Annotated in this window: 34 protein-coding genes; 25 read left to right on the top strand and 9 right to left on the bottom strand. The window is 62.7% G+C overall.

Annotated elements, in window-relative coordinates; translation table 11 throughout:
* Window position 1 precedes the first annotated feature (1 nt).
* Both cbiB and KUD11_RS01480 read right to left on the bottom strand, forming a co-directional pair.
* Window positions 2–913: an adenosylcobinamide-phosphate synthase CbiB gene (gene cbiB, locus KUD11_RS01485; protein ID WP_109387226.1), complete on the bottom strand. Its 912-nt coding sequence runs from the start codon at window positions 911–913 to the stop codon at window positions 2–4.
* A 43-nt stretch (window positions 914–956) separates the two neighbouring features.
* Window positions 957–1,331, bottom strand: a complete 375-nt coding sequence (locus tag KUD11_RS01480) for a DUF1636 family protein (protein WP_109387228.1) — start codon at window positions 1,329–1,331, stop codon at window positions 957–959.
* A gap of 216 nt (window positions 1,332–1,547) precedes the next feature.
* Between KUD11_RS01480 and KUD11_RS01475 the strand changes: the two genes are divergently transcribed.
* The 9 genes from KUD11_RS01475 to KUD11_RS01435 all read left to right on the top strand — a co-directional run bounded on the left by KUD11_RS01475 (window position 1,548) and on the right by KUD11_RS01435 (window position 9,390).
* Window positions 1,548–1,910, top strand: coding sequence for a response regulator transcription factor (locus KUD11_RS01475; RefSeq protein WP_109388387.1), 363 nt, complete (start codon window positions 1,548–1,550; stop codon window positions 1,908–1,910).
* Window positions 1,911–2,147: 237 nt separating this feature from the next.
* Window positions 2,148–2,369 carry a DUF6732 family protein gene (locus KUD11_RS01470; protein ID WP_109387230.1) on the top strand — a complete coding sequence of 74 codons (222 nt, stop codon included), beginning with the start codon at window positions 2,148–2,150 and terminating at the stop codon, window positions 2,367–2,369.
* A 4-nt stretch (window positions 2,370–2,373) separates the two neighbouring features.
* The gene (locus tag KUD11_RS01465; RefSeq protein WP_109388389.1) at window positions 2,374–3,666 is read left to right on the top strand and encodes a sirohydrochlorin chelatase; all 1,293 of its coding nucleotides are present in this window, start codon (window positions 2,374–2,376) and stop codon (window positions 3,664–3,666) included.
* A gap of 78 nt (window positions 3,667–3,744) precedes the next feature.
* Window positions 3,745–4,380: a precorrin-8X methylmutase gene (locus KUD11_RS01460; protein ID WP_109387232.1), complete on the top strand. Its 636-nt coding sequence runs from the start codon at window positions 3,745–3,747 to the stop codon at window positions 4,378–4,380.
* On the top strand, window positions 4,377–5,588 hold the full coding sequence (cbiE, locus tag KUD11_RS01455) for a precorrin-6y C5,15-methyltransferase (decarboxylating) subunit CbiE (RefSeq protein ID WP_109387234.1): 1,212 nt from the start codon (window positions 4,377–4,379) through the stop codon (window positions 5,586–5,588). The genes KUD11_RS01460 and cbiE overlap by 4 nt, the downstream gene beginning before the upstream one ends.
* 61 nt (window positions 5,589–5,649) lie before the next feature.
* Window positions 5,650–6,351 carry a precorrin-2 C(20)-methyltransferase gene (gene cobI / locus KUD11_RS01450; protein WP_109387236.1) on the top strand — a complete coding sequence of 234 codons (702 nt, stop codon included), beginning with the start codon at window positions 5,650–5,652 and terminating at the stop codon, window positions 6,349–6,351.
* Window positions 6,342–8,147 (top strand): precorrin-3B C(17)-methyltransferase, encoded by a 1,806-nt coding sequence (cobJ, locus tag KUD11_RS01445; protein WP_109387238.1) that lies wholly within the window; start codon window positions 6,342–6,344, stop codon window positions 8,145–8,147. Before cobI ends, cobJ begins: the two co-directional genes overlap by 10 nt.
* A 31-nt stretch (window positions 8,148–8,178) precedes the next feature.
* Window positions 8,179–8,949 carry a precorrin-4 C(11)-methyltransferase gene (gene cobM / locus KUD11_RS01440; protein ID WP_109387240.1) on the top strand — a complete coding sequence of 257 codons (771 nt, stop codon included), beginning with the start codon at window positions 8,179–8,181 and terminating at the stop codon, window positions 8,947–8,949.
* Window positions 8,950–9,033: 84 nt separating this feature from the next.
* Entirely contained in the window at window positions 9,034–9,390 is a 357-nt protein-coding gene (locus KUD11_RS01435) for a hypothetical protein (RefSeq protein WP_109387242.1), read from the top strand.
* A gap of 5 nt (window positions 9,391–9,395) precedes the next feature.
* On the opposite strand, the gene KUD11_RS01430 is transcribed toward KUD11_RS01435, so the two are convergent.
* A complete protein-coding gene (locus KUD11_RS01430) occupies window positions 9,396–10,565 on the bottom strand; it encodes a MalY/PatB family protein (protein ID WP_109387244.1) in 1,170 nt (389 codons plus the stop codon).
* A 103-nt stretch (window positions 10,566–10,668) separates the two neighbouring features.
* On the opposite strand from KUD11_RS01430, the gene def (KUD11_RS01425) reads away from it, so the two are divergent.
* From def (KUD11_RS01425) to KUD11_RS01410, 4 genes are all read left to right on the top strand, one after another.
* Window positions 10,669–11,187, top strand: coding sequence for a peptide deformylase (gene def / locus KUD11_RS01425; RefSeq protein WP_109387246.1), 519 nt, complete (start codon window positions 10,669–10,671; stop codon window positions 11,185–11,187).
* 5 nt (window positions 11,188–11,192) lie between these two features.
* Window positions 11,193–11,687, top strand: coding sequence for a peptide deformylase (def, locus tag KUD11_RS01420; protein ID WP_109387248.1), 495 nt, complete (start codon window positions 11,193–11,195; stop codon window positions 11,685–11,687).
* A gap of 109 nt (window positions 11,688–11,796) precedes the next feature.
* Window positions 11,797–12,702 carry a methionyl-tRNA formyltransferase gene (gene fmt / locus KUD11_RS01415; RefSeq protein ID WP_109387250.1) on the top strand — a complete coding sequence of 302 codons (906 nt, stop codon included), beginning with the start codon at window positions 11,797–11,799 and terminating at the stop codon, window positions 12,700–12,702.
* Window positions 12,703–12,716: 14 nt separating this feature from the next.
* The gene (locus KUD11_RS01410) at window positions 12,717–12,959 is read left to right on the top strand and encodes a hypothetical protein (protein ID WP_109387252.1); all 243 of its coding nucleotides are present in this window, start codon (window positions 12,717–12,719) and stop codon (window positions 12,957–12,959) included.
* Between the two features lie 13 nt (window positions 12,960–12,972).
* Here the strand turns inward: KUD11_RS01410 and KUD11_RS01405 are convergent, their stop codons facing one another.
* The 6 genes from KUD11_RS01405 to KUD11_RS01380 all read right to left on the bottom strand — a co-directional run bounded on the left by KUD11_RS01405 (window position 12,973) and on the right by KUD11_RS01380 (window position 16,756).
* Window positions 12,973–13,596: a trimeric intracellular cation channel family protein gene (locus tag KUD11_RS01405; protein WP_109387254.1), complete on the bottom strand. Its 624-nt coding sequence runs from the start codon at window positions 13,594–13,596 to the stop codon at window positions 12,973–12,975.
* Complete coding sequence (gene rnhA / locus KUD11_RS01400; protein WP_109387256.1) at window positions 13,593–14,081, bottom strand: ribonuclease HI; 489 nt, start codon at window positions 14,079–14,081, stop codon at window positions 13,593–13,595. The genes KUD11_RS01405 and rnhA overlap by 4 nt, the downstream gene beginning before the upstream one ends.
* Entirely contained in the window at window positions 14,074–14,667 is a 594-nt protein-coding gene (locus tag KUD11_RS01395) for a class I SAM-dependent methyltransferase (protein WP_109387258.1), read from the bottom strand. Before KUD11_RS01395 ends, rnhA begins: the two co-directional genes overlap by 8 nt.
* Complete coding sequence (locus KUD11_RS01390) at window positions 14,664–15,116, bottom strand: DUF3429 domain-containing protein (RefSeq protein WP_109387260.1); 453 nt, start codon at window positions 15,114–15,116, stop codon at window positions 14,664–14,666. The genes KUD11_RS01395 and KUD11_RS01390 overlap by 4 nt, the downstream gene beginning before the upstream one ends.
* A complete protein-coding gene (gene ispH / locus KUD11_RS01385) occupies window positions 15,113–16,063 on the bottom strand; it encodes a 4-hydroxy-3-methylbut-2-enyl diphosphate reductase (RefSeq protein ID WP_109387262.1) in 951 nt (316 codons plus the stop codon). Before ispH ends, KUD11_RS01390 begins: the two co-directional genes overlap by 4 nt.
* Window positions 16,064–16,183: 120 nt before the next feature.
* Window positions 16,184–16,756: a LabA-like NYN domain-containing protein gene (locus KUD11_RS01380; protein WP_109387264.1), complete on the bottom strand. Its 573-nt coding sequence runs from the start codon at window positions 16,754–16,756 to the stop codon at window positions 16,184–16,186.
* 143 nt (window positions 16,757–16,899) lie between these two features.
* Here KUD11_RS01380 and folK point away from each other — a divergent pair, with 143 nt between their 5' ends.
* The 12 genes from folK to recO all read left to right on the top strand — a co-directional run bounded on the left by folK (window position 16,900) and on the right by recO (window position 26,357).
* On the top strand, window positions 16,900–17,481 hold the full coding sequence (gene folK / locus KUD11_RS01375) for a 2-amino-4-hydroxy-6-hydroxymethyldihydropteridine diphosphokinase (RefSeq protein WP_318010135.1): 582 nt from the start codon (window positions 16,900–16,902) through the stop codon (window positions 17,479–17,481).
* An 83-nt stretch (window positions 17,482–17,564) separates the two neighbouring features.
* Window positions 17,565–17,918: a DNA-directed RNA polymerase subunit omega gene (gene rpoZ, locus KUD11_RS01370; RefSeq protein WP_109387266.1), complete on the top strand. Its 354-nt coding sequence runs from the start codon at window positions 17,565–17,567 to the stop codon at window positions 17,916–17,918.
* Window positions 17,919–17,943: 25 nt separating this feature from the next.
* Window positions 17,944–20,097, top strand: a complete 2,154-nt coding sequence (locus KUD11_RS01365) for a RelA/SpoT family protein (RefSeq protein WP_109387268.1) — start codon at window positions 17,944–17,946, stop codon at window positions 20,095–20,097.
* A gap of 53 nt (window positions 20,098–20,150) precedes the next feature.
* Entirely contained in the window at window positions 20,151–20,762 is a 612-nt protein-coding gene (locus tag KUD11_RS01360) for a DUF2062 domain-containing protein (protein ID WP_318010134.1), read from the top strand.
* A 69-nt stretch (window positions 20,763–20,831) separates the two neighbouring features.
* Window positions 20,832–21,581, top strand: coding sequence for a pyridoxine 5'-phosphate synthase (locus KUD11_RS01355; RefSeq protein WP_109387272.1), 750 nt, complete (start codon window positions 20,832–20,834; stop codon window positions 21,579–21,581).
* On the top strand, window positions 21,578–22,009 hold the full coding sequence (locus tag KUD11_RS01350) for an ABZJ_00895 family protein (protein WP_109387274.1): 432 nt from the start codon (window positions 21,578–21,580) through the stop codon (window positions 22,007–22,009). The genes KUD11_RS01355 and KUD11_RS01350 overlap by 4 nt, the downstream gene beginning before the upstream one ends.
* Window positions 22,006–22,404 (top strand): holo-ACP synthase, encoded by a 399-nt coding sequence (gene acpS / locus KUD11_RS01345; protein ID WP_109387276.1) that lies wholly within the window; start codon window positions 22,006–22,008, stop codon window positions 22,402–22,404. Before KUD11_RS01350 ends, acpS begins: the two co-directional genes overlap by 4 nt.
* A 103-nt stretch (window positions 22,405–22,507) precedes the next feature.
* Window positions 22,508–23,344, top strand: coding sequence for a signal peptidase I (lepB, locus tag KUD11_RS01340; RefSeq protein WP_109387278.1), 837 nt, complete (start codon window positions 22,508–22,510; stop codon window positions 23,342–23,344).
* Entirely contained in the window at window positions 23,341–24,021 is a 681-nt protein-coding gene (gene rnc, locus KUD11_RS01335) for a ribonuclease III (protein ID WP_109387280.1), read from the top strand. Before lepB ends, rnc begins: the two co-directional genes overlap by 4 nt.
* A 235-nt stretch (window positions 24,022–24,256) precedes the next feature.
* Window positions 24,257–25,165, top strand: a complete 909-nt coding sequence (era, locus tag KUD11_RS01330; protein WP_109387282.1) for a GTPase Era — start codon at window positions 24,257–24,259, stop codon at window positions 25,163–25,165.
* Between the two features lie 43 nt (window positions 25,166–25,208).
* Complete coding sequence (locus tag KUD11_RS01325) at window positions 25,209–25,541, top strand: DUF1491 family protein (RefSeq protein WP_109387284.1); 333 nt, start codon at window positions 25,209–25,211, stop codon at window positions 25,539–25,541.
* Between the two features lie 78 nt (window positions 25,542–25,619).
* Window positions 25,620–26,357 carry a DNA repair protein RecO gene (gene recO, locus KUD11_RS01320; RefSeq protein WP_109387286.1) on the top strand — a complete coding sequence of 246 codons (738 nt, stop codon included), beginning with the start codon at window positions 25,620–25,622 and terminating at the stop codon, window positions 26,355–26,357.
* Window positions 26,358–26,426 lie beyond the last annotated feature (69 nt).

Raw genomic sequence — 26,426 nt, 5'->3', positions numbered from 1 at the left:
GTTAGAAAAGCATGGCGAGGATGAGGACCGCCGCCAGCACCCCGGCCCAGAGGCGCCAGAGCACGGATGTCGCCGCGAAAATCTGGGTGGGGCCTGCGTCTTGTGTGCCGCGTGGGTGCACGAATGGAAAGTCCTCGCGCGTGCCGTGATAGCTGCGCGGGCCAGAGAGCGCGGTGTCGATGGCGCGTGCCATGGCCGCTTCGGGCCAGCCTGCATTGGGCGAGCGGTGCTTGGCCGCGTCGGTGGCAATCTCGGCCCAATCCGCGCGTGGCGGATGAAGCGCCCAGATCATCAGCGCGGTCAGCCGGGCTGGCGCGAGGTTCAGCAGATCGTCGAGCCTTGCGGCGGCCCAGCCAAACGCCTCATGGCGCGGGGTGCGGTAGCCGATCATGCTGTCGGCCGTGTTGACCATCTTATAAACCATCATCCCCGGCAGCCCTGCAATGAGGAACCAGAAAAGCGGTGCTATCACCCCATCCGACACATTCTCGGCGGCTGATTCGATTGCGGCCCGGCTCACATCTGCGGTGTCCATCCCTGCGGTATCGCGCCCGACGATTTGCGCTACCGCGCGGCGTCCTTCCGGTAGCGATTGGCGCAGGCTGCGCGCAACCGCCTCCACATGCTCCACCAAAGACCGGTGCGACAACAAGATTGCGGCGGCAAGGGCGGTGACGATCCCGCCCAGTTGCGCAATGAGCCAACCTGCGCTCCACGCACCCAGCACCAGTGCGGCGAGGGTTGCGGCGCCCTTGATCTGGCGAAACGGCCCGTGGTTGAACCGCGCATCTGCCGCGCCGATCAGGTTGCCCATGATCACGGCAGGATGGGGCACGCGAGACCAAAGCCAGCGTGGCTCGCCCAAGGCGGCGTCAAGGATCATTGCAATGGTGAGAATTAGGGCGAGGCTCATGTGACTCTCTCAGGTGCACTCAGGGGGTCACGCGGTGCGCGGGTCAGTCTTCGGCGCCGGGCAAAGGTGGGTGGCGCGTTACGAAATGGCCCTTGATGGCTTGGGGCCAATCGCGGAAGGGTACTTGGCCGGAGGCACTGGCGCTGTGCATTTCGGCATAGGCGACGATCCCCTCGGCGGCCTCTGCAATTGGCTCGAACCGGCCTAGCGTATAGGCCAGCTTGCCCTCGGCCTGAATGGCGATGTTGCACCCCTGTTTGCAGCCCATGAGGCAAGACACGCGCCGGGTGCGCACATTGCGGCCTTCGGCGGCGGCCTCCACCAGCTCGGCCAGATCAACGCCGTGCGGGCGCTCATGGGTGTCCTCGCTCCAATCGTCGCGCTTGCAGGTGTCGCAGATCGTGATCCATGTGGTCATTGGGCCGCCTCCTTTTGGTTGGTGCATGTTCAAACGGATAACGCGCGGCGCTGCAAGGCCCTTGGCGGCGAGGCTTTGCCGATCATGGGGGATTATGTTGCTTCTTTTCCCCTATGACACAGCTTGTGTTATCTTTGGCTCCGACGGAAAACGGGTCTGTGATGAGTTGTCCGTTTTGAAAGACCGCCGAGTGATACGTTTGTGCGGGAGATTGCAGTGAAGGTTCTGATCGTCGAAAGCGATCCCGAGCTCGGGACGCTCTGGCAACGCCATATGGAGCGTATGGATATGGATGTGCGTCTTGTGGGCGGGCAGGCCAAGGCCATTGGTGCGCTTCAGACGCAAGTTTTCGATATCATCGTGCTGAACCTCGTTCTGGCTCAGGGCAGCGCGCTGGTGGTCGCGGATTTCATCTCCTACCGTCACCCTGATTCGCCGATTATCTTTGTCACCAACACCTCTTTCTTCTCCGACGGATCGATTTTTGCCCATAGCGCCAACGCCCGCGCTATGGTCCAATCAGACACCCCGCCCGAGGATCTGGCTAATATGGTGGCGCATTACGGACGCCCTGTCTGAGGACTAAAGCCGCCGTTTCCATGTTTGCACACATCCCCCTCCTTAGCTATAGATCGTGATGACGATGCCCACCGCTTGGGCCGAAAAGAGGCGCGACATGGGGCCGACCTCCCTCGGGGGCCCGCTTGTCGCATCGTTGATCACATGGACAGGCACCGGCCTCTCATGCAGCGCTCTTTTTCCAACCGCGCGGTGAGGCTGCCAGACATGATACCAGATACAAGGGAACCGATTGCCATGAAAATCACCTTTTTGGGCGTCGCCGCGCTCTTCGCCGCCACCATGGCGCAGGCCCATCCTGGCCATTTGGCCGAGGTTGCGGGGCATGGCCATTGGTTGGGTGCGGCCGCGATCGGTGCGGCGATTGCGATTGGGCTTTGGGCCGGGCTGAAGGGGCGCAAAGCCAAGGATGAGGCCGAGGCGGACGATGCGCCCGCCGATGACAGCCAAGAGGCCTGACACCATGACCAAAACAGGTGTGATGATCTGCGGACATGGCTCGCGCAGCCAATCGGCGGTGGACGAGTTCGCCACCTTGGCGGACAAGCTGCCGGCCCTTCTGCCCGATGGGTGGGAGATGGAATATGGCTACCTTGAGTTTGCCAACCCAGTGATCCGCGATGGTCTGGACAAGCTGCGCGCGGCAGGATGCGAACGTATTCTGGCGGTGCCGGGGATGCTCTTTGCCGCGATGCATTCCAAGAACGACATCCCCACCGTGCTCAATACGTATGCTGCGAAACACGGTATGCAGGTCAGCTATGGCCGCGAATTGGGCGTGGACCCCAAGATGATCGCCGCCGCCGGGGGCCGCATCCGCGCGGCGCTGGAGACGGCCAACGCCGAGTTGGGCGAGGTGGATATTCACGACACATGCCTCGTGGTCATCGGGCGCGGCGCGTCTGATCCGGACGCCAATGGTAACGTCGCCAAGATCGCGCGCATGCTGCAAGAGGGTATCGGCTTTGGTTGGTGCGAGGTGGGCTATTCCGGCGTGACTTTCCCATTGGTGGAGCCATGCCTGCAACATGTGGCCAAGCTGGGCTACAAGCGCGTCATCGTGTTCCCCTATTTCCTCTTTTCCGGCATCCTGATCGACCGAATTTATGGCTTCACCGACCGTGTCGCGGCCGAGCACCCTGAGATGCAATTCGTCAAGGCGGGCTATCTTGGAGATCACCCAAAGGTGCTCGAGACGTTCGCCGAGCGCATCACCGAGCAGACCTATGCCGTCCCGCCGCCCAATTGCGGAACGTGCCAGTACCGCACGCAAGTCCTCGCCATCGAGGGCGAAGAGGTGCAGAAAATCACGCCCGCCGAGCGCGCGGCGATTGCCCGCGACAAAGGGGCTGATCATCCGGCTTTCGGCGCGGTCCCGCCACCCACTTGCGTGATGTGCAAATATCGCAGCGCGGTTCTGGGCTTCGAGGATGAGGTTGGCGCGATTCAGGAAAGCCACCACCACCATGTCGAAGGGCAGGGCGCGTCCGCCCCCGGCTCCAACGTGGCGGATTGCACGCTTTGCGACACGTTCTGCACAGGCCTTTGCCGGCTTGAGATGCAGGACAAGCAAGCGCATCACCATCATCATCACGATCACAGCCATGAGCACAGTCACGGCCACAGTCACGGGCACGACCACAGCCATGATCACCACCACCATGATCATGACCACGCCCATCCGGTCTACCCGCACGCAAATCACCCGCACGGCCCCGAAAGCGCCCGAAAGGCCACCGGAAAAGCCAAAGACTGACCCCGGCTTTTTCTTGGCAAAAATACCCCAAGCCGACATCCGCTCCACCCACACCGCCTAACCCAAGAAGGCCCGCCCGTGCGCCCATATGAGAAAAATCCATCCGCGATCTATGCCGCGAGCTTCGCCACCGTGCGCGCCGAGGCGCGGCTGGAGCGGTTCGATGCAGGGATGGAGAGGATGGCCGTGCGCCTTATCCACGCTTGCGGTATGGTCGAGATCGCGGACCGGATCGCGTTCAGCGACGGGGCCTATGCGGCGGGGCATGCGGCCATCGCAGGTGGGGCGACGATCCTATGCGATTGCGAGATGGTCGGCGCGGGCATCATCCGGCGCTATCTCAAAGGCAATGAGGTGATCGTGACCCTCAACGACCCGCGCACGCCGGGGATCGCGGCGGGCATCGACAACACCCGCTCTGCGGCGGCGGTGGAACTTTGGGCGGATCATCTGGAGGGGGCTGTGGTGGCCATTGGTAACGCGCCCACGGCGCTTTTTCATCTGTTGGAACTGATCGATCAAGGCGCGCCGAAACCTGCCGTGATCCTTGGCTTTCCGGTGGGGTTTGTCGGCGCCGCCGAGAGCAAGGCCGAACTGGCCGAGAACCCGCGCGGCTGTGAATTTGTGGCGCTGCGCGGGCGGCGGGGTGGGTCGGCCATGGCCTCGGCTGCGGTGAATGCTTTGGCCGTCGGGTTGCCGGAGTTGGACACATGAGCGCGGCGCGCGCACCGTGGCTGCATATCGTGGGCATTGGCGAGGACGGTATGGACGGGCTTGTCCCCGCCACCCGCGCCGTGGTCGAGGCGGCTGAGATTATCATCGGTGGGGACCGCCATCACCAGCTTTCCGGCGCGGTTGAGGCTGAGCGTGTGGCATGGCCTTCGCCCTTTGATGCGCTGGTTGATGTGCTGAGGGGGTATCAGGGGCGCCGCGTTGTGGTTCTGGCCACGGGTGATCCTTTGTGGTTCTCGGTCGGCGCGCGTATTGGCCGCGCGATCCCGGCAGCCGAGATCACGTATCATCCGCAGCTCAGCGCGTTTCAGCTGGCCTCCGCGCGCATGGGCTGGAGCATCGCGGATGTGGAAACGCTCACCGTGCATGGCCGCCCGGTGGAGCAGATGATCGCCTTTATTCAGCCCGATGCGCGGCTTTTGATTCTGACCACGGGGGCCGAGACGCCGGGACAGATCGCGGCCTTTCTGGCCGCGCGCGGCTTTGGCGCGTCGCGGATGACCGTTCTGGCCGCGATGGGCGGCGCGGGGGAACAGCGGTTTGATGGGTTGGCCGAGAGCTGGGATCATGTCGTGCCCGCGTTCAATACATTGGCGGTCGAGTGTATCGCGGCACCTGATGCGGCGTTGATGCCGCGTGTGCCGGGCCTGTCAGATGATCTTTTCCAGCATGATGGGACCATGACCAAGCAAGAGGTGCGCGCAGCCACGCTGGCAAAGCTGATGCCGATGCGGGGGGCGTTGCTCTGGGACATCGGCACGGGCTGTGGATCGGTCGCGGTGGAGTGGATGCGCGCCGCGCGCTATGCCCGCGCGATCGGGATCGAGCCACGCAGCGACAGGCGCGCGCTTGCGGCGGCCAATGCGCTGGCGCTGGGTGCGCCGAAGCTTGAGTTGGTAGACGGGCGCGTGCCGGAGGCCTTGGCGGGCCTCGCGCCGCCGGACGCGATTTTCATCGGTGGAGGCTTGAGCATGGCGACGTTTGACGCCGCATGGGCGGCGCTGCGCCCCTTGGGGCGGCTGGTGTGCAATGCGGTGACGCTGGAGAGTGAGGCCCTGCTGTTGGAGCTGCACAAGCGCCATGGTGGGCAGTTGGTGAAGCTGATGGTGAACCGCGCGGAGCCTGTGGGCGGGCTCACCGGTTGGCGGCCCTTGATGCCGGTGACGCAATGGAGCCTCGTCAAGCGATGAGGGCGCACAGAGCCGCGGCGCAATTTGAGTATTTTTGCAAAGAAGAAAGCGGGGGGCGGCGGTGAGCGGTGTTCTTTACGGTGTGGGCCTTGGCCCCGGTGATCCGGACCTGATGACATTCAAAGCGCACCGCTTGATTTCCGGTGCGCGGGTTGTGGCGTATCCCGCGCTCGCGGGTGCGCCCAGCTTTGCGCGGGCCATCGCGGCTGGGGTCATTGCGCCGGGGGCGCGCGAGATTGTGATGGATGTGCCGATGACGCCCGAGCGGGCCCCTGCGCAGGCGGCCTATGATCTGGGAGCCGCGCAGATCGCACAGGCCTTGGAGGCAGGTGATGATGTGATTTGTCTGTGTGAGGGCGATCCGTTTTTCTATGGCTCGTTCATGTATCTTTACGCGCGGCTCTCGGATCGGTTTGAGGTTGAGATCGTGCCAGGGGTAACGTCGGTGACGGCCTGTGCGGCGCGAGCGGGGATGCCGCTTTGTGCGCGTAACGAGCGTTTGACCGTGCTGCCGGGGCCTTTGCCTGAGGCGGAGCTGCGGGGGCGCATCGAGGGGGCCGAGAGCGTTGTGATCATGAAGGTGGGGCGGCATTTGGCCAAGATACGCGGCGTGATCGAGGGGCTCGGCCTGATGAGCCGCGCGGTTTATGTGGAGCGTGCGAGCCTGCCTGAAGAGGTGGTGTGCCCGCTCTCCGAGGCACCTGAGGCGGCACCTTATTTTTCGATGATCCTGCTCACGAAAGGGGCCGATCCATGGCTGTGAGACCTGTTGTTCTGGCGTTGAGCGCCTCTGGCGAGGCGGTGGCGCACCGTGTGGCGGCCCTGATCGGCGCGGATGTGCATGGACGCGAGGGCCGGGTGGCTGATGCGGCGGCATTTTTCCCCAATGCGCTGGATCATGCGCGTGATCTTTTTGCGGCAGGCGTGCCGGTTGTCGGCGTTTGTGCGTCGGGAATTTTGATCCGGGCGGTGGCCCCGATCCTGTCCGATAAGCGCACAGAGCCTGCTGTCGTTTCGGTCAGCGATGATGGTGCTGTGGTGGTGCCACTTCTGGGCGGGCACCGGGGGGCGAACCGGCTTGCGGTGCAGATCGCCGAAGGCTTGGGGGCTGTGGCGGCTGTGACCACGGCGGGCGATGTGGCGATGGGGGCGGCTTTGGATGCGCCGCCCGAAGGCTATCGCCTGGCCAATCCCGAGGATGCCAAGGGCGCTATGGTGATGATGCTGTCGGGGGCTGGCATGCGCATCGAGGGCGAGAACATCTTTGGCCTTGAGGATACCGGCGGAGCGGTTGCGCTATGTGTGAGCGAGGAGCTCCAGCATGGCAGTGAGGCGCGGCTGGTCTATCATCCGCAGCGGTTTGCGCTGGGCGTGGGATGTGCGCGCGATGCAGAGCCGGAGGTACTTTGGGATTTGGTTCAGGAGACCTTGGCCGAGGCCGGGATTGCGGCAGGGGCTGTGGCATGCGTGGCGACGATTGATCTCAAGGCGGATGAGCCTGCGGTGAACCAGCTTGCCGCGCGATTGGGCGTGCCGCTGCGGCTCTTTACAGCTGAAGAGTTGGAGGCGCAGGCGGCGCGGCTCGCCACTCCGTCCGAGGTGGTTTTTGCCGAAGTTGGCTGCCACGGTGTCTCGGAGGGAGCGGCGTTGGCGATGGGGGGCGATCTGGTGATCCCCAAGCGCAAGAACGCGGTCGCGACATGCGCGCTGACGCGCAGCGATGCGCCGCTCGTGAGCCTCAAGGGCCGCGCGCGGGGGCGGCTGAGCGTGGTGGGCATCGGCCCCGGTCAGGCGAGCTGGCGCACGCCCGAGGCCTCGCGTCTGATCGCGGATGCTGAAGAATTGGTGGGTTACGGGCTCTACATTGATCTGCTGGGGCCTTTGGCTGCGGGCAAAGCGCGGTCTGACTTTCCGCTGGGGGGCGAGGAGGCGCGGTGCCGCTATGCGCTGGAGCGGGCGGCAGAGGGGCGCAACGTGGCGCTCATATGTTCGGGCGATGCGGGGATTTACGCGATGGGGGCGCTTGTGTTCGAGCTTTTGTCGCGCACGCCCGACGCAATGGGTGTGAGTGATGCGGCCCGGCGGGTCGATGTGGTCTGCACGCCGGGTGTGTCGGCCTTGCAGGGCGCGGCGGCGCGGGCGGGCGCGCCTTTGGGGCATGATTTTTGCACCATATCGCTGTCGGATTTGCTGACCCCACGCGATGACATTATCCGGCGGCTGCATGCGGCGGCGGAGGGGGATTTCGTGATCGCGTTCTATAACCCAGTCTCCAAAACGCGGCGGACGCTTCTGGCCGAGGCGCGGGAGATTTTGCTCAAGCACCGCCCGGCGGATACGCCCGTGATGCTGGCCAGCAATCTGGGCCGACCCGAGGAGCATATCCGCTATCGCCGCCTTGATGCTTTAGAGGTGGATGAGGTCGATATGCTGACCGTTGTTCTGGTGGGGTCCAGCAATTCCAGGCTGGCCGCGCTTGGTGAGGGGCCGCGCATGTTCACGCCGCGCGGATATGCGCGCAAGATCGACGGCGATTTGGCGGGGCCGGCGGGGGTATGAGTATTTTGGACAAAGAAGAAGGGCGGACGCTGTGACGGTTTATTTTATCGGGGCGGGGCCGGGTGATCCGGAGCTTTTGACCAAGAAGGCGGAGCGCGTCATCGGGGAGTGCCCTGTATGTCTTTATGCGGGCAGTCTTGTGCCTGCGGAGGTGGTCGCCTGTGCACCCCAAGGCGCGCGGGTAATGGATACGGCTGCGATGACGCTTGATGACACCCATGCAGAGATTGTCGCTGCCCACGCGCGCGGCGAGGATGTGGCGCGGGTCCATTCGGGCGATCCGTCGCTTTATGGCGCGATTGCGGAGCAGATCCGGCGGCTGCGCGTGGATGGGATTGGCTATGAGATCATCCCCGGTGTGCCCGCCTATGCGGCGGCGGCGGCGGCGTTGGGGCAGGAACTGACCGTGCCGGAGGTGGCGCAGTCGATTATCCTTACGCGGGTGTCGATGAAATCCACGTCGATGCCTGAGCATGAGACGCTGGAGAATTTTGCCCGCACGGGCGCGACATTGGCCATTCACCTAGGCGTTCGGAACCTGCGCGAAATCGTGCGCGTGCTGAGCCCGCATTACGGGGCGGCGTGTCCTGTGGTCGTGGCATACCGTGTGGGCTGGCCGGATCAGATGTTCATCCGGGGCACGCTTGCGGATATTCACGGCAAGGTGCGCGATGAGAAGATCACGCGCACGGCGCTGATCATGGTGGGGCCGGTTCTGGGGGAGGTTCGCGATTTCAAGGATAGCGCGCTTTATGATCCCAAGATGCCGCACGTGTTGCGCCCCAAAGTGGCAAAAGGGTAACGAAACAATCTGTCGACAAATATGATGTTGATTGAAATAAAATTATTCGCACTCTGATCCTTATAATGGGATAGGGAATCGGTGATGGATACGTATCTGCCTCAGGACATTCAGGATGGGCTGGACCGTGCGCGTAAAGCTGCCGCCCTTCGGAGCCACAAGCTGCGCGTGGAAATGCCCGATGGCAGCTGGCATCCCATCATGCGCGCCTGGGATGGTGGCTTTTCCCTTGAACCGGAGCGGGCTTCGCAAATTCGTGGGTTGGTCGATCTTTATGACGGGGCGCGGCATATGTCGCGCTGTTTGATCGTGGCGTCCTCGCAGGAGGCGGGCGAGACGCAGTTTGAGTATAAGCGCATGACCGAAGCCTCAGGCACGCAGCCTGTGGATTTCGAGCGCCACAGCGATGCGCCCATGGGTCTGATCGAAGACTATAGCTGAGCGGGTTATTGCAGGTCTGAAAAAGCCTCTGCCAAGCGGCTCACCGCCTCTTTCACGCGGGCGCGGGGCGTGGCCAGATTGAAGCGTAGATGCCCTTCGCCGCCTGTGCCGAATGTCGGACCATGGTTGGCGGCAATGCGTGCTGTGCCCTCCACCCGTTTGGTAAACTCCGCATCGCTCATGCCGGTGCCGCTCAGGTCCACCCACGCCAGATATGTGGCCTCTAGCGGCATGGAGCGCAGGCCCGGAATGGCGTTGACGCCTGTGTCGAACACTTGCCGATTGCCATCGAGATAAGCGCAGAGCGCGTCGACCCAAGCAGCCCCTTCTGGGGAATAGGCGGCCTCGGTCATCTCGATCCCGAAGGAGTTGGGCGAGAGGCCAAGGGCGGCCATCCGCTGGGCAAAGCGCGCGCGCAAGGTGTCATCGGCAATGATAACATTGCCCGAATGGGCGCCCGCGATATTGAATGTCTTGGTGGGTGCCGTCATCATCACGAGACGGTCGGCGATCCCGTCCAGAACGGCCATGGCGGTGTGCCGCGCGCCGGGCATCACCAGATCGTGGTGGATCTCGTCAGAGACCAGAACGAGGTCATGCCGCCGGGCGAAATCCGCGACCTGCTCAAGCTCTTCACGGCTCCAGACGCGGCCACCGGGATTATGAGGTGAGCAGAAGATAAGCATCGTCTCCTTGCCCGTCATCTGCGCGTCATAGGCGTCGAAATCCATCGTGTAGCGGCCATCGACCTGCTTGAGGGGACATTCGACCACCTCACGCCCTGCCGCTTTGATGACCCGGGCAAACGCATGATACACAGGCGTAAAAAGCACGATCCCATCGCCGGGCGCGCTAAACGCATCGACGCACATGCCCGTGCCATTGACGAGGCCATGGGTCGTAAAGATATCCGCCTTCTCAAGGCTCCAGCTATGGCGCTCTTTCATCCACCACTGGATCGCGCTGCGATAGCTGTCCTCATTGCCGTAATATCCGTAGATCCCATGCGCCTGCATCCGCCCCAGCGCCGCCGATACGCAGGCAGGTGGGCGGAAATCCATGTCTGCCACCCACATCGAAATGCCATCGTCGGGCGAGACGCCGTATTTCTCCTCCATGTCATCCCATTTGTTGGAATGGGTGCCGACACGGTCGATGATCTCGTCGAAATTCATGTGGGAGTGCTCCTTGGATTGCGCGGGGCAAGCTACCTGACTGGTCGGCAGGTGCAAGGGGGCTGTCTTGCGCCGCGCGTCGCGTTGCCCTACATGAACGGCCATGAAAAGGCCGATCCTGATACACCCCGATCCACGGCTGAAAAAGCTCTGCCCCCCCGTTGACGATGTCACGGGCGATTTGCGCCAGCTTGCCGATGATATGCTTGAGACGATGTATGCCGCGCCGGGTATCGGTCTTGCGGCACCACAGGTGGGCGTGCTGAGCCGCCTGATCGTGCTCGATTGTGTGAAGGAAGAGGGTGAGGCGCCGCGCCCGATGGTGATGTTCAACCCGGTGATCACGGCCGTGTCGGACACGCTCAATGTCTATGAGGAAGGGTGCCTGTCGATCCCCGAGCAATTCGGCGACGTCACGCGGCCTGCCGAGATTGAACTCCGCTGGATCGACGAGGCGGGCACGGAGCAGAGCAGCGGCTTTGACGGGCTCTGGGCGACCTGCGTGCAGCACGAGATTGACCACCTTAACGGCAAGCTTTTTATCGAATATCTGGGGCCCATGAAGCGCCAACTGATCACGCGCCGGATGCAAAAGCTCAAACGCGAAATGGCGCGGGAGTAGCGCGCGTGGTCGTGCGCCGTTGCCTGTCTTGGCCCGATGCACGGCTGCGGACCGCCGCCGCCCCCGTGGAGGCGATCACCGATGAGGTTCGCGCCCATTGGCAGGATATGATCGACACGATGGAGGCGACGCCCGGCGTAGGCCTCGGCGCGCCCCAGATCGGTGTGATGCTCCGCCTTGCGGTGGTTGATGCGTCGGAGGCGCGGGGGCAGGTGGTGCGCATGGCAAACCCAGAAATCCTGCACGCCAGCGCCCAGATGCGCCCCTATGAGGAGGCAAGCCCCAACCTGCCCGGCGTCTCCGCCCGGATCGAGCGGCCCCGCGCCGTGACCGTGCGGTATCTGGATGCCGAGGGCGAGACCCAAGAGCGCGATTTCGTCCATCTCTGGGCCACATCGGTGCAGCACCAGATCGATCATCTGAACGGTCGGATGTATTTTGACCACCTGAGCAAGGTAAAGCGCGACATGCTCCTGCGCCGGGCGCGCAAACACCGCTGAGCCCTCAACCCCCAAGCCAAGACGAGATAACTGACCACCCGTTGTTTTTTCTTGGCATAAATACCCAAAATCCAGACCACACAGCATGCGCAGGCCAAGGAGACGTGAAATGAGAGTGATCTTCATGGGCAGCCCGGACTTCTCCGTCCCGGCGCTTGAGGCGTTGGTCGCGGCGGGCCATGAGATCGCCTGCGTCTATTGCCAGCCGCCGCGCCCGGCGGGGCGTGGCAAGGCGTTGCGCCTCACACCAGTGCAGGCGCGGGCAGAGGCGCTTGGCCTGCCCGTGCGCCATCCCGAGAGTTTGAAAGGTGCTGCGGCGCAGGCGGACTTCGTGGCGCTCAAAGCCGATGTGGCGGTGGTTGTGGCGTATGGTCTGATCCTGCCGCAGGCGGTGCTCGACGCGCCTGTCCATGGCTGCCTCAATATCCACGCCTCACTCCTGCCGCGCTGGCGCGGGGCCGCGCCCATTCACCGCGCGATCATGGCGGGGGATGCTCAGACGGGCGTGTGCATCATGCAGATGGAGGCGGGGCTGGATACCGGACCCGTCTTGATGCGCTCTGCCACGCCGATCGGTGCGGGAGAGACCACAGGCACGCTCCATGACCGGCTGAGCGCGATGGGGGCGGACTTAATCACCGAGGCGCTTAAAAATCTGAGCAAGCTCAAACCCACGCCCCAATCGGGCGAGGGCGTGACCTACGCTGCCAAGATCGACAAGTCCGAGGCCCGCGCTGACTGGGCCTGGACCGCGCGCGAGGTCTCCTGCCATATCCGGGGCCTCTCGCCCTTTCCCGGCGTATGGACCGAGATGGAGGGCGCGCGGGTCAAGCTCTTGAACGCCGCTGAGACCCAAGGCTGCGGTGCGCCGGGCGAGGCGCTGGACAGCGCTCTCACAATTGCTTGCGGGCGCGGCGCAGTGCAGCTTTTGCGCTTGCAGAAGGCGGGCGGGCGGGCGCAAGATCAAGCAGAATTCCTGCGCGGCACGCCTGTGCCCAAAGGCACCCGGCTTTAGAAAAGGCGCAGCCCATGTTTCCTCAGCTTATCGGAACGGTCGTGATCGCGGGCATCGTCGGCTATGTGTCAGAAAAGACAGGATTTACCCATAACGGCATCCTGCAATCCATTATAATCTGCGTGGGCGGCGCGTTTCTTTTCTATTTCCTGCGGATCATGTTCGGCATCAGCTTTGGTGTGCCCGGCCTTGATGCGATCTTGTCCTCCATTGGTGCGTTGATCATCGTGCCGTTCCACTGGCGCGGCAAACGCTGAGCAAGGCGACGTTCTAGCTGCGCGGTGGGCGTGTGCGGTAAACTGGCAGCGACCATCCGAATTGGAGCGATCCCGCGCGCAGCGTCCATGTGAGCGCGCCGCACCCCACAAGCGCTGCCCAGAGCGGCAGATCAAGCTCCCGCAGCACCACCGCCAGAAGGGCCCCTGCAAAGGCAGCGCTCACGTAAAGCTCGCCCTGTTTCAGCACCAAGGGTACCTCATTGACCACCACATCGCGGATAAGCCCGCCCATACAGCCCGTGACCATCCCCATCAGGACCACAATCAGCGCAGGCTGCTCCAGCGCCATCGCCACACCGACCCCCGCAGGCACCGCCACGGCGAGCGCGAAACTATCGAGCCACATCACCCAGCGCAGGCGGCTCTCTACAAGGTGGGCTGTGAAAAACACCAGCCCCGCCGCGCTGACCGCGATCAGGATATAGGTCCCGTCCGCGATCCAGAACACAGGGTTGCGGTCCAAAAGCACGTCGCGCAGCGTCCCGCCCCCCACCGCCGTCAGGCAGGCCACAAAGGCGAACCCCACCACATCAAGCTGTGCACGGCTCGCCACCAGCGCGCCTGTCAGCGCGAAAATCAGCACCGCTGCGTAATCGAGTAAGATAAGCCCGTTCATGCGTCGTCTTTGGGCTGTGTTTTGGGGGGTGCCTTGGGCTTGAAGGGGGCCATCCCCTCGCGGGCAAGCGCGTCCGCGCGTTCATTCTCCGGGTGGCCCGCATGGCCCTTGACCCATTCCCAGATCACGTCATGCCGCGCCTGCGCCTCATCCAGCCGCTGCCACAGCTCCACGTTCTTCACCGGCTTCTTGGCCGAGGTCTTCCATCCGTTGCGCTTCCATCCGTGGATCCATCCGGTCACGCCGTTTTTCACATATTGGCTGTCGGTCACGATGGTGATCTGTGAGGCGCGTGCGAGTGTTTCCAGCGCGTGGATCGCGGCCAGAAGCTCCATCCGGTTGTTGGTTGTATCGGGCTCTCCGCCGCTGAGGCAGCGTTCTTTTACGACGGCACCATCTGCCACCGCGCGCATCAACACGCCCCAGCCGCCGGGGCCGGGATTGCCCGAGCAGGCCCCGTCCGTATAGGCGATGAGATCAGCCATGCGCGTGGATCACCACCCAAGGGGCCATGGCACCGTCAAGCCCGCGTTCCTCCCCGGTCCAGCTTTCGCCGGGGCTGAGGCCTGCATCACTGAGAAGGCCGTGAAGCTCGTCCTCGGTGTAATAGGCATAGAGCCGCCCAATCGTGTCGCGTATCTCGCCTTTGCCCGTCTTCATGCCGATATGAAAGAGGCCGCCGGGCTTGAGCGATTTGACCAAGACAGCGAGGTGGCGGGGCATATCGGCTTTTGGCGCATGCAGCAGCGCAAAATTGGCCCAAATTCCATCATAGAGGGCCTCGCCGGTGATCTCATCAAAGCTGGCTTGCCATGCGGTGACGCCGTCATGGGCCTGTGCCATCGCGACCATCTCGGGCACGGCATCGATGGCGTCCACGGCAATACCTGCGCGGGCCATTGCGGCGGCAGAGTGGCCGGGACCGCAGCCCAGATCGAGCGCGCGCGCCCCTTCGGGCAGGGCTGCGATGAAGGTGCTGAGGAAGCGGTTTTCCGCCTCGCCTTGCGTCATGTCCGCATACTCGGCGGCTTTTGCTCCGTAGACAGTGAGGGTTTCGGGATCAATGCTCATAGGAACACTCCGACGGCCAAGCAGATGAGAACAAGCCCGGTCAGAAGCACCCTGAGATGCATCCACCATGGTGGTGCTACGCCGTGCCGCCAGAAAAGCCAATCAAGCGCCAGCAGACCTACGAAGCCCACCATCAGCGAAATCCCCGTGCTTTGCACGCCCGCCCCCGAGGTGAAGAACGCCCAAAGCGCCGGGATCACCGACAGCGCATAGCCCATGCCCGCCTGCGCGCCGTCCATTTTGGTTGCGAATCCCCAGAGCACACCGGACATGAAGCTGAGGATGATCGTTCCGTAAAAGAGCATCACGTAAGGGCCTATGAAACGCGGCCCGATGGAGCGCATCGTGATGTCTGAGAGAGCGGGACTCATCACTGTCAGAGCGCCCCAGACAAAAGGGATCACGCCCGCAAGGCCAAGCCACAGCGCAGAGCGGGGGATGGCGGTCATGCAGTCTCCCGCAGCACGCGCGGCACTTTGAATTCGACATTCTCCACGGCGGTCTCGACCTGCTCGACCGTCACGTCATAGCGGTCCTTGAAGGCGTCGATCACCTCGTTGATCAGCACCTCGGGTGCGCTGGCCCCGGCGGTGATGCCCATCGAGGTGATCCCCTCCAGCGCGCGCCAGTCGATGTCAGTCGCGCGCTGCACCAGTTGCGCATATTTGCACCCGGCGCGCGCCCCTACCTCGACAAGACGGCGGGAATTGGAGGAGTTGGGCGCGCCCACGACCAGCATGGCATCGGCCTTGGGGGCCATCGCCTTCACCGCCTCTTGGCGGTTGGTGGTGGCGTAGCAAATATCTTCCTTGTGGGGGCCCACAATGCCCGGAAACCGCGCCTGAAGGGCGGCCACGATATCTATCGTGTCATCGACCGAGAGGGTGGTTTGGGTCACGAAGGCGAGGCGCGTAGGATCGCGGACTTCCACCATGGCCACATCCTCGACCGTTTCGACCAATAGCACCTCGCCCTCGGGCAATTGCCCCATCGTGCCGACGGTTTCGGGGTGGCCCTCATGGCCGATCATCACCATCTGAAGCCCCGCCTCATGGTGGCGGGCGGCCTCGATATGGACCTTGCTCACCAATGGGCATGTGGCGTCGACATAGACCATCTCGCGCCGCGCGGCCTCGGCAGGCACGGCCTTTGGCACGCCATGGGCCGAGAAGATCACCGGGCGATCATCCGGGCAATCGTCCAGCTCCTCGACAAACACAGCTCCCTTGCCGCGCAGGTCATCGACGACGAATTTATTGTGCACGATCTCGTGGCGCACATAGACGGGCGCCCCCCATTTCTCCAAAGCCATTTCCACGATCTTGATGGCGCGGTCCACACCGGCGCAAAATCCGCGCGGGGCAGCGAGATAAAGGGTGAGGGGTGGTTTGCGCATGGCGGGGCCTCCTGATGCTAATAGAGGTAAGGCAGGCTGGCCGGGCCGTAAAGGGAGCGTGGCGCGGTTTTGCGCCGCAACCGCGCTGGGACAGGGAGTCGCCCGCCCCGGCAGAGCGGGTCAGTCCATCTCTGACACAGGCTCCGGGCGGTCAGCGGGCATGTCGCGCGTAGGCCGGCCAATCACGTCCTTGAGATCGTACAGCTCAATGAAATTGTCGGCCTGACGGCGTAGCTCATCCGAGATCATCGGTGGCTGGCTACGCATGGTGGAGACAACCGAGACGCGCACGCCCTGGCGTTGCAGCGCTTCCACCAGCGAGCGGAAATCGCCATCACCCGAGAAGATCACCATATGATCGACGCGCGAAGCTAGCTCCATCGCATCGACGACAAGCTCGATATCCATGTTGCCTTTGACCTTACGGCGGCCTTGACTGTCGGTATATTCCTTGGCTGGTTTCGTGACCATCGAGAAGCCATTGTAATTCAACCAGTCAATCAAGGGACGAATGGGCGAATACTCATCATTTTCCAGTAGTGCGGTATAATAAAACGCCCGCAGAAGCTTTCCGCGGCGCATGAATTCGTTCCGTAGCAGCTTGTAGTCAATGTCGAACCCAAGCGCCTTACCAGCGGCGTAAAGGTTCGATCCATCGATGAACAGCGCAAGCCGTTCGTCCTTGTAAAACATACAAAAAGCCCTTCTTATTTTGCCAAATCTGCGAATATTTCGAAAGGGCAAGGATCGGTTTGAGTAGTGGGGAAGCCCCGGTAGCGTGGATGTTTTGGACTTAAAGTTATAGGTCTGCGCTGGCAATAGGCTAGGATGGGTGTGTGGAAGATATTGACGTAACGGAAAGCCGTGTTTGCCTGATCGCTTTGGGCGCAAATTTGCCGTCCAAGCTGGGCGCACCGAAGGAGACGTTGTCCGCGGGGCTTGCCGCGTTGGGGGCCGAGGGCCTGCGGGTGGCGGAGGTCAGCGCGTTTTATGCAAGCCCGTGTTTTCCGGCCGGGGCGGGGCCTGATTACGTCAACGCGGCGGCGCGGCTGGAGACGGATCTGGGCGCGGCTGAAATTTTGGCGGCCCTGCACCGTGTCGAGGCGCAGATGGGCCGTGAAAGGGTGCGCCGCTGGGGCCGCCGAACGCTTGATCTGGACCTGATCTCGCTGGGTGATCAGGTGCACCCTGACCCTGTGCGACACGCGGAGTGGCGCAACCTGCCCCTTGCGGCGCAGATGGAGCGCGCGCCCGACGAGCTGATCTTGCCGCACCCAAGGATGCAGGACCGCGCCTTTGTGCTGATTCCCCTCGCGGATGTGGCGCCGAGCTGGGTTCACCCGATCTTGGGGCGCTCGGTGGCGCAAATGGTGGCCGACCTGCCGAAAGAGGCCGTGGAAGAGGTCCAACCCCTTTGATTTCGGGCGCTTTGCGGGTTGTCAATCCCTCCGTGGCCGCGTAAAGACCAAGGCTTAATTCTAGCCAGACATCCGGAGGTCCTATGGCCCGCGTTACCACTGAAGATTGCGTTGACAAAGTTCCCAACCGGTTCGACCTGGTGATGTTGGCCGCGCACCGCGCCCGCGAGATTTCGGCAGGCTCCGCTCTGACCGTGGACCGCGACAACGACAAGAACCCTGTTGTTGCCCTGCGCGAGATCGCCGAAGAGACGCAAAGCGCTGAAGACCTGCGTGAGCGCCTGATCGAATCCAACCAGACCGAGATCGAAGTGGATGAGGCCGAAGAAGACAACATGGCCCTCCTTATGGGTGGCGAGTCGGACAGGCCGGCCGAAGACGATATGTCTGAAGAGCGGCTTCTGCGCGAGCTTATGAAAGCCCAAGGGCAGGGCTGAGCCCCGCCCGGTTTGGCGCGGGCGCATGGGCGGTGATCCCTTCACGGTCGATGATCTGATCGCCCGCGTGCGCAGCTACAACCCACGCACCGACGAAACCCTTCTGCGCGCCGCCTTCGCCTATGGCGGTGAAATGCATGAAGGCCAGATGCGCTATTCCGGCGAGCCGTATTTCACGCATCCCGTCGCCGTTGCCGCCATTCTGGCCGATCAGCGTCTGGACGATGCCACGATCATCACCGCCCTTTTGCACGACACAATCGAGGACACGCGCGCCTCTTACGTCGAGGTGCAGCGCAGGTTTGGCGATGAGATCGCCGAATTGGTCGATGGTGTGACCAAGCTGACCAACCTTCAGCTCAGCAGTTCCGAGACCAAACAGGCCGAGAATTTCCGCAAGCTCTTCATCGCCATGTCCAAAGACTTGCGCGTGATCCTCGTGAAGCTGGCCGACCGGCTTCATAACATGCGCACGATCAAGGCGATGCGCCCCGAAAAGCAGGTCAAGAAAGCCCGCGAGACGATGGATATCTTCGCGCCGCTTGCGGGCCGCATGGGGATGCAATGGATGCGTGAAGAGCTGGAGGATCTGGCCTTTCGCGTGATCAACCCCGAGGCGCGCGCATCGATCATGCGCCGTTTCATCACGCTTCAGCGCGAATCCGATGATGTGATCGAGCGGATCACCGGCGATATGCGCAAGGAACTGAAAAAGGGCGACATCGAGGCGGAGATTTTGGGCCGCGCGAAGAAGCCCTATTCGATCTGGCGTAAGATGCAGGAAAAGGAGATGGGCTTTTCGCGGCTCTCCGACATATATGGCTTTCGTATCGTTACCCAGACAGAGGCCGATTGCTATGCGGTGCTCGGGGCCATTCACCAACGCTGGCGGGCCGTGCCGGGGCGGTTCAAGGATTATATCAGCCAGCCCAAGTCGAACGGCTACCGCTCGATCCACACCACGGTGTCGGGGCGTGATGGCAAGCGGGTGGAGGTGCAGATTCGCACGCGGCAGATGCATGACGTGGCCGAAACGGGCGTGGCCGCGCATTGGTCTTATCGCGACGGGGTGCGCACGGAAAATCCCTTCGCCGTTGATCCGGCCAAATGGATCAACACCCTCACCGAACAGTTCGACGTGGAGGAAGATCACGAGGATTTTCTCGAAGCGGTCAAGCTGGAGATGTATACCGACAAGGTTTTTTGCTTCACCCCCAAGGGTGATGTGATCAAGCTGCCCCGCGGCGCCACGCCTCTGGATTTCGCCTATGCGATCCACACGCGGATCGGCAATGCGGTGGTGGGTGCCAAGATCGACGGGATGCGCGTGCCGCTCTGGACGCGGATCAAGAACGGGCAATCTGTTGAGGTGATCATCGCCGATGGGCAAACCCCGCAATCCACATGGCTCGACATCGCCACCACAGGCAAGGCCAAGACAGCCATCCGCCGCGCCCTGCGCGAGTTGGACCGCGGGCGGTATATCAAGCTGGGCCGCGAATTGGCGCGCGCGGCGTTTGAGCATGTCGGCAAACGCGCCAGCGAAAAAACTCTAGGCACGGCCGCGCGTACGCTGCGCCTTGAAGGTGCCGAGGAGCTTTTGGCGCGGATGGGCCGGGCCGAGCTGACCGCGCGCGAGGTTGTGCAGGCGGTCTATCCCGATCTCGCCCCGCAAGGCGTGGATGAGGTGGGCCGTGACCGTGCGGTGATTGGCCTGAGCGATGGTCAGCATTTTGAGCGCGCGCCCTGCTGCGAACCTCTGCCCGGTGAGCGCATCATCGGTATCACCTACCGGGGCAAAGGCGTCGTGGTTCACACGATCGACTGTCCCTCAATCGCCTCCTATGAGGATCAGCCGGAGCGCTGGATCGACCTGCGCTGGCACGAGGGGACCCATGCGGCGGCCTATGATGTGGCGCTCGATATCACCATCGGCAATGACGCAGGCGTGCTTGGCCGCATTTGCACCTTGATAGGGGAGCGCAAGGCCAATATCTCCAATCTGACGTTTGTGGATCGCAAGCCTGATTTCTACCGCCTTCTGGTGGAGGTGGAATTGCGTGACGTGGAGCATTTGCACAGCCTCATTTCGGCGCTCAATGCAGATAGCGATGTGGCAGCGGTCGACCGTCACCGAGATCTCGCCCGCGTCGCGGGCGGCGGCGCAACGCAAAGCTAGGAGCCGCACGGGTGGTCTTTAAACGAAGAGACAAACGATCTGTGCTAAGGACCGTGGGCTCTGTCTTTTGGCCCAAAGGGGGCTGGGGGCGGGCAATCCGTTACATCAATCACCGCCTCAGCCGCCTGCCGGACCCGCCGCACCGCATCGCGCGGGGCATTTTTGCGGGCGTCTTCGTGACTTTCTCGCCGCTTTTCGGGCTGCATTTCGTGCTTGCCGTCATCTTGGCCCGAGTGATGCGGGGCAATATCGTGGCCGCGTTGATGGCCACATTCGTGGGCAATCCGCTGACCTTCTTTGCCATCGGGGTCATGTCGCTTCAGACCGGGCATTTTCTTTTGGGCCGCCCAAGGGAGCTGTCGGATGAGGTGCATCGCTCTTTGGGCGGTAAGTTTTTGGATGCGGGCGAGGATTTGCGCCATAATTTCATGGCGCTTTTCTCGGATGAGACGGCCCATTGGGACAGTCTGAACATCTTTTATCAGGATGTATTTTTTCCCTACTTGGTGGGCGGGATCATTCCGGGTCTGATTTTTGGGCTGATCTTTTACTATATCTCGCTTCCGATAATCAAAGTGTATCAGGCGCGGCGCAAGGTCCGGCTGAAGGCGAAATGGCTCAAGCTCAAGAAGAAAGCAGCGGTGGATACGCCGCCGGGTGCGTGAGCATTTTGGCCCTTTCGCCCTGCGCTGCAAAGGCACTAGGTTGAGCTGAGGCGCAAGGAGGGCGGACCAATGAGCGAGAAACTTCGATTGGGTGTGAATATTGATCACGTGGCCACAGTGCGCAACGCGCGCGGCGGCGGCGATCCGGACCCTGTGCGCGCGGCGCTGATGGCCGAGGCGGCAGGCGCGGACGGGATCACGGCGCATCTGCGCGAGGACCGCCGCCATATCGTGGACGCTGATATCGAGGCGCTGATGGCGCAGCTTTCTGTGCCGCTAAACTTCGAGATGGCGGCCACGGATGAGATGCAGGCGATTGCGCTGCGTCACAAGCCCCATGCGGTCTGTATCGTGCCCGAAAAGCGCGAGGAGCGCACGACCGAAGGGGGCCTTGACGTGGTGGCGGATGACAATCGGCTGGCCACGTATATAGCACCCTTGCGCGCGGCGGGGAGCCGGATTTCGCTCTTTATTGGCGCGGACCGGGCGCAGATTGATGCGTCCAAACGGGTGGGTGCGGAAGTGGTTGAGCTACATTCCGGCGCCTATTGCGACTTTCACCACGAGGGCAAGTTGGCGGAGCGCGACGCCGAATTGGCCGCCCTGCGCGAGGCCAGCACCTATGCGCATGGGATCGGGCTTGAGGTGCATATCGGCCATGGTCTGACCTTCGACACGGTCGGCCCAGTGGCCGCGATCCCTGAGGTGCGCGAGCTCAATATCGGGCATTTCCTGATTGGCGAAGCGATCTTTCAAGGCCTTGGCCCCGCCATGGCAGAGATGCGCCGGAGAATGGATCTGGGCAGGGCGGGCGCATGATCTGGGTGCGCTATGCGCTGGTCTTTATCGGTATGGCGCTGGGTGGCGCGCTTTTGGTGCATGTGGTCAATGCCAACACCGAGACACTGATCGGATCGGCGGCGCAGCTGATGGTGCCGGGGATGATCGCTGCCGTGATTGAGGGCAAATATTATTACCGTACCCATGGTGAGCGGCCCGGCGCGAACATATCCCTCCGGCTGGCCGCGCTTTTTACCGTACTGGCGACAGGGCTCAACGTGGCACTGGCCTATCTGCCGGGCGCGTTGATGGTGCAGTTTGGAAAGCTCGCCGTCGCGCCGTTTCTGGGCCAGCAATTCCTGATCCTGCTTGGGATTTATGCGCTGGGCTATCTGGTCTTCAACTGGTTCTTCTTCCGCCTTGGGGCGCAGAACGCCGAACGGCTCGCCCGCGAGGACCGCCTGTGATCCTCGGCATCGGCACGGATCTGGCCAATATTGAGCGGATCGCCGGGACGCTGGAGCGATTTGGCGATAGGTTCCGCAACCGTGTTTTCACGCCCACAGAACAGGCGAAAGCCGAGCGACGCGCGGACACACCCGGCACATATGCCAAACGCTGGGCCGCGAAGGAGGCGTGCTCCAAGGCGCTGGGCACGGGCCTGCGCATGGGGATCGCGTGGAAGGATATGGCGGTGAGCAATCTGGAGACCGGGCAGCCGGTGATGGAGGTCACAGGCTGGGCCGCTGAGCGCTTGGCTGAGATGACGCCGGAGGGCCACCGCGCGGTGATCCACGTCACGCTCACCGATGATCACCCATGGGCGCAGGCCTTTGTCGTGATCGAGGCCCGCCCTGTCTGAGGCCCTGCATACCGCGCCCACGAACGGGGCGCGGCGCTTGACACCAAAGCCTGCGCGCCGCATGAAGCGGGCACCCTGAACCAGCCCGAACCGAGAGTGCCCCATGGCCGATGAGACCAAGAAACCCAGTGCGATTTGGGAGACGATCAAGACAGTCGTCTATGCGCTCATCGTGGCCGGAATTTTCCGCACGCTTTTCTTTCAGCCGTTCTGGATTCCTTCAGGCTCCATGAAGGACACGCTGCTGATCGGCGATTTTCTCTTCGTGAACAAGATGGCCTACGGCTATTCCTACGCGTCCTGCCCGTCGATCCGCATCGCAAGTGTGGGCATCAACATCGACGCGGCCGATATCTGCGGCTTTCTCGATGGTGACAATACGCGCTTTTGGGGCGGGGAGCCGAAACAGGGCGATATCATCGTCTTCCGCCACCCTGTGAACGGCACCGATTTCATCAAGCGCGTGGTCGGCATGCCCGGCGACACAGTGCAGATGAAGGATGGTGTCTTGCATCTCAATGACGTGCCGGTCGGCCTTGAGGATGCGGGCAATTTCGAGGAAGTGTTCGAGGCGCAGGGGCCTTTGCGGTCGCGTCCGCGCTGCGAAAACGGCGTTGTGGGCGAGGGGGCGAGCTGCCTCAAATCGCGCCAGATCGAGACGCTGCCCAATGGCGAGAGCCACGCCATCCTCAATATTACCAACCAACGCTCCGACAATACCGGCGTGTTCACCGTGCCCGAGGGGCATTATTTCTTCATGGGCGACAATCGCGACAATTCCACCGATAGCCGTTTTCCTCCTCAGGTGCGTGGTGTGGGGTTCGTGCCCTATGAGAACCTCATTGGTCGGGCGGATCGTCTGATCTTCTCCTCGGCGGGGCGGTCCATGCTCTTTTTCTGGACGTGGCGCGCGGATCGTTTTTTCAAGGCTCTTGAGTGAAGCTTTCGGCCGAGATGAAGGCGTTCGCCGCCCGTCTGGGCCACGAGTTCGCCCAGCCCGCCCTTCTGGTGCAGGCGGTCACGCACGCCTCCATGTCCTCGCCCACGCGGGACGATAATCAACGGCTTGAGTTTTTGGGCGACCGTGTGCTTGGGCTGGTGATGGCCGAGGCGCTGCTGGCTGCCGATCCCGGTGCACCCGAGGGCCTTCTGGCGCCGCGCTTCAACGCGCTGGTGCGCAAGGAGGCTTGCGCCGATGTGGCCCGCGAGATTGAGCTGGGCGCAGTGCTCAAGCTTGGCCGCTCCGAGATGCTATCGGGCGGGCGGCGCAAAGAGGCGCTGCTGGGGGATGCGATGGAGGCGGTGATCGCCGCCGTCTATACCGATGCAGGATTTGGGGCAGCACGGGCGATGATCCTGCGCCTCTGGGGCGCGCGGATCAGTAATGTTGAGGCAGATGCGCGCGATCCCAAAACCGCGCTTCAGGAATGGGCGCAGGGCCGCGGCCTGTCCCCGCCCGATTACGTGGAGACAGCCCGCACGGGGCCTGACCACGCCCCAAGCTTTACAATCGAGGCGCGGCTGGAAAACGGGCAAACGGCCAAGTGTTCCGCCGGATCAAAACGCCAAGCGGAACAAGCCGCCGCCAAAGCGCTTTTGAGCCGGGTAGAAGAGTAGCGCTTACATTATCGCGAGAAGGGCTACGGGTGCGCCGACCATGCCGGCTGTGATAAGGGCTATTGATACGCCAAGACCTTTGAACATGATACGTCCTCCCATGGGTTTGTGTTCTGATCCATAGATAAGCACGCCGCGCCGCGACCACATGCGGCAGGCTGCCGCACCCTCGCCGCCACTGGTCAGAGCGCCCGCATTGCGCTAGGGCTACACTCACCCCAACCAAGAGGCCCCCATGAGCACACGCGCCGGTTTCATTGCTTTGATCGGAGAGCCTAACGCAGGCAAATCCACGCTCTTGAACCGCATGGTGGGGGCCAAGGTCTCCATCGTCACACACAAGGTGCAAACCACGCGTGCGCGCATCCGCGGCGTGGCGATTGAAGGCGAGGCACAGCTGGTGTTTGTCGACACGCCGGGCCTTTTCAAGCCGCGCCGCCGCTTGGACCGTGCGATGGTGGCCGCCGCTTGGGGCGGGGCGTCAGACGCGGATGTCGTGGTGCTTCTGGTCGAGGCGCATCGCGGCGTCACAGAAGGGGTGGAGCGCATCCTTGAGGGGCTTGGCGACGTCACCAAGGGCCGCAAAGTGGCGCTGGCCATCAACAAGATCGACCGAGTGCAATCGGACGCCCTCCTGAGCCTGACGAAAAAACTCAATGATGCCTTCGGTTTTGCCGAGACCTTCATGATCTCCGCCGAACGCGGCCACGGCGTGGACGATCTGCGCAAATGGCTGGCCGGGCAATTGCCCGAGGGTCCATGGCTCTACCCCGAAGATCAGATCGCTGATCTGCCCCTTCGTATGATCGCCGCCGAGATCACCCGCGAAAAGCTCACCCTGCGCTTGCATCAGGAACTGCCCTACCAACTCACCGTCGAGACGGAAAACTGGGAAGAACGCAAAGATGGCTCTGCCCGTATTGATCAGCTGATCTACGTGATGCGTGACGGCCATAAAGGCATCGTGCTGGGCCATAAGGGCGAGACGATCAAATCCGTCTCCACCGCCGCCCGCACCGAGTTGGAGGAATTCCTGGGCCGCCGCGTTCATCTATTCATACAGATCAAAGTGCGTCCCAATTGGCTGGAAGAGGCCGAGCGCTATTCCGAGATGGGTCTCAACTTCAAGGACGGCAATGCATGACCCGGCTTCTTCTTAGCAAAAATACTCAAAACCCAAGGCTTCTATGGCGCGCCTGACGGCGCAATTCTGGGTGCAGGCCTATCTCGCCCGCCTGCGGACCCACGCGATTCCGGCATTCGTGACCGCTCATGGCGATGACGGATCGGGCGCGGTTTTGGTGAAGCTCAACCCGCTCGACGGCACGGCTACAGCGTTTCAGCGCCGCTTTGATCTGATGACAGACACCCGCCAATGGGAGGAGTTGATCTCTGGACCTGAGGCGGAGGTTGACGCGGCCATCGCCCGACAGCGTGGCTTTGATCCTGATCTGTGGGTGATCGAGGTAGAGGACCGCGCCGGGCGACACCTTCTGGCCGAGGATGGTCTGCGCGACTGACCCGGCTGTGTCTGTGGGCTTGGCAATCTGGCGGCTTTGGTGCCAGATACGTCACCGGATCAGTCAGGAGGCACTCGGATGGAATGGCGCGATCAGGGCATATTGCTGGCCGTGCGCAAACATGGCGAAAGCGCTGCGATCATTGACGTGCTGACCCCGGAACATGGCCGCCACGCGGGGCTGGTGCGCGGCGGCGCAGGCCGGCGTATGGCCCCGGTTTTGCAGCCGGGCGCGCAGCTGGACCTCATATGGCGCGCGCGGCTCGAAGATCACATCGGCACCTTCAAGGTGGAGCCGTTGCGCAGCCGCAGTGCTGCCGTGATGAGCGACCGTTTCGCGCTTGCGGGTCTCAACGCAGTGACGGCGCTTGTAGTGTTCGCCCTGCCTGAGCGTGAGGCGTTTGCGCCGATCTATGCCCGCACGGAGGCGCTTCTCGATCTTTTGGGGCAGGGTGCGCTCTGGCCGCTGGCCTACCTGCACTGGGAACTGGCGCTTTTGGAGGAGCTTGGCTTCGGTCTGGATCTCAGCGCCTGTACGGTGCTCGGGGACGCCGCCGAAGATCTCAGCTTCGTGTCGCCGCGCAGCGGGCGGGCGGTCTCAAAGGCGGGGGCGGGCGCGTGGGCCGAGCGGCTGTTGCCGTTGCCTGAATGCCTTCTAGGGCGTGGTGCTGCCGAGGATGTGGACGTGCTCGCGGGTCTCAAAACCACCGGGTATTTTCTGGAAAACCACCTTGCAGCAGAGCTGGGCGGCAAGCCTTTGCCCGAGGCGCGGGCGCGGTTCCTCGCCCGGCTCTCCGCGCGGGCCGCTGAGGTGTGAGGCGGCTACTCGGTTCGTTTGAAAATCATCTTGCGCTCATCTTTGGCGCACGGGGATCGTCAGACTTGG

The organism is Roseovarius carneus (genome assembly GCF_020141465.1).
Classification (GTDB): Bacteria; Pseudomonadota; Alphaproteobacteria; order Rhodobacterales; family Rhodobacteraceae; genus Roseovarius; species Roseovarius carneus.
The sequence above is the reverse complement of the archived record's forward strand: the minus strand, read 5'-3'. Positions and strand labels throughout refer to the sequence as shown.

Bases quoted from the DNA above. Each gene is read 5' to 3' on its own strand.
- cbiB (WP_109387226.1), bottom strand. From the start codon at position 913: ATGAGCCTCGCCCTAATTCTCACCATTGCAATGATCCTTGACGCCGCC.
- KUD11_RS01480 (WP_109387228.1), bottom strand. From the start codon at position 1,331: ATGACCACATGGATCACGATCTGCGACACCTGCAAGCGCGACGATTGG.
- KUD11_RS01470 (WP_109387230.1), top strand. From the start codon at position 2,148: ATGAAAATCACCTTTTTGGGCGTCGCCGCGCTCTTCGCCGCCACCATG.
- KUD11_RS01465 (WP_109388389.1), top strand. From the start codon at position 2,374: ATGACCAAAACAGGTGTGATGATCTGCGGACATGGCTCGCGCAGCCAA.
- cbiE (WP_109387234.1), top strand. From the start codon at position 4,377: ATGAGCGCGGCGCGCGCACCGTGGCTGCATATCGTGGGCATTGGCGAG.
- cobJ (WP_109387238.1), top strand. From the start codon at position 6,342: ATGGCTGTGAGACCTGTTGTTCTGGCGTTGAGCGCCTCTGGCGAGGCG.
- KUD11_RS01435 (WP_109387242.1), top strand. From the start codon at position 9,034: ATGGATACGTATCTGCCTCAGGACATTCAGGATGGGCTGGACCGTGCG.
- KUD11_RS01430 (WP_109387244.1), bottom strand. From the start codon at position 10,565: ATGAATTTCGACGAGATCATCGACCGTGTCGGCACCCATTCCAACAAA.
- def (WP_109387246.1), top strand. From the start codon at position 10,669: ATGAAAAGGCCGATCCTGATACACCCCGATCCACGGCTGAAAAAGCTC.
- fmt (WP_109387250.1), top strand. From the start codon at position 11,797: ATGAGAGTGATCTTCATGGGCAGCCCGGACTTCTCCGTCCCGGCGCTT.
- KUD11_RS01410 (WP_109387252.1), top strand. From the start codon at position 12,717: ATGTTTCCTCAGCTTATCGGAACGGTCGTGATCGCGGGCATCGTCGGC.
- KUD11_RS01405 (WP_109387254.1), bottom strand. From the start codon at position 13,596: ATGAACGGGCTTATCTTACTCGATTACGCAGCGGTGCTGATTTTCGCG.
- rnhA (WP_109387256.1), bottom strand. From the start codon at position 14,081: ATGGCTGATCTCATCGCCTATACGGACGGGGCCTGCTCGGGCAATCCC.
- KUD11_RS01395 (WP_109387258.1), bottom strand. From the start codon at position 14,667: ATGAGCATTGATCCCGAAACCCTCACTGTCTACGGAGCAAAAGCCGCC.
- KUD11_RS01390 (WP_109387260.1), bottom strand. From the start codon at position 15,116: ATGACCGCCATCCCCCGCTCTGCGCTGTGGCTTGGCCTTGCGGGCGTG.
- ispH (WP_109387262.1), bottom strand. From the start codon at position 16,063: ATGCGCAAACCACCCCTCACCCTTTATCTCGCTGCCCCGCGCGGATTT.
- KUD11_RS01380 (WP_109387264.1), bottom strand. From the start codon at position 16,756: ATGTTTTACAAGGACGAACGGCTTGCGCTGTTCATCGATGGATCGAAC.
- rpoZ (WP_109387266.1), top strand. From the start codon at position 17,565: ATGGCCCGCGTTACCACTGAAGATTGCGTTGACAAAGTTCCCAACCGG.
- KUD11_RS01365 (WP_109387268.1), top strand. From the start codon at position 17,944: ATGGGCGGTGATCCCTTCACGGTCGATGATCTGATCGCCCGCGTGCGC.
- KUD11_RS01355 (WP_109387272.1), top strand. From the start codon at position 20,832: ATGAGCGAGAAACTTCGATTGGGTGTGAATATTGATCACGTGGCCACA.
- KUD11_RS01350 (WP_109387274.1), top strand. From the start codon at position 21,578: ATGATCTGGGTGCGCTATGCGCTGGTCTTTATCGGTATGGCGCTGGGT.
- lepB (WP_109387278.1), top strand. From the start codon at position 22,508: ATGGCCGATGAGACCAAGAAACCCAGTGCGATTTGGGAGACGATCAAG.
- era (WP_109387282.1), top strand. From the start codon at position 24,257: ATGAGCACACGCGCCGGTTTCATTGCTTTGATCGGAGAGCCTAACGCA.
- KUD11_RS01325 (WP_109387284.1), top strand. From the start codon at position 25,209: ATGGCGCGCCTGACGGCGCAATTCTGGGTGCAGGCCTATCTCGCCCGC.
- recO (WP_109387286.1), top strand. From the start codon at position 25,620: ATGGAATGGCGCGATCAGGGCATATTGCTGGCCGTGCGCAAACATGGC.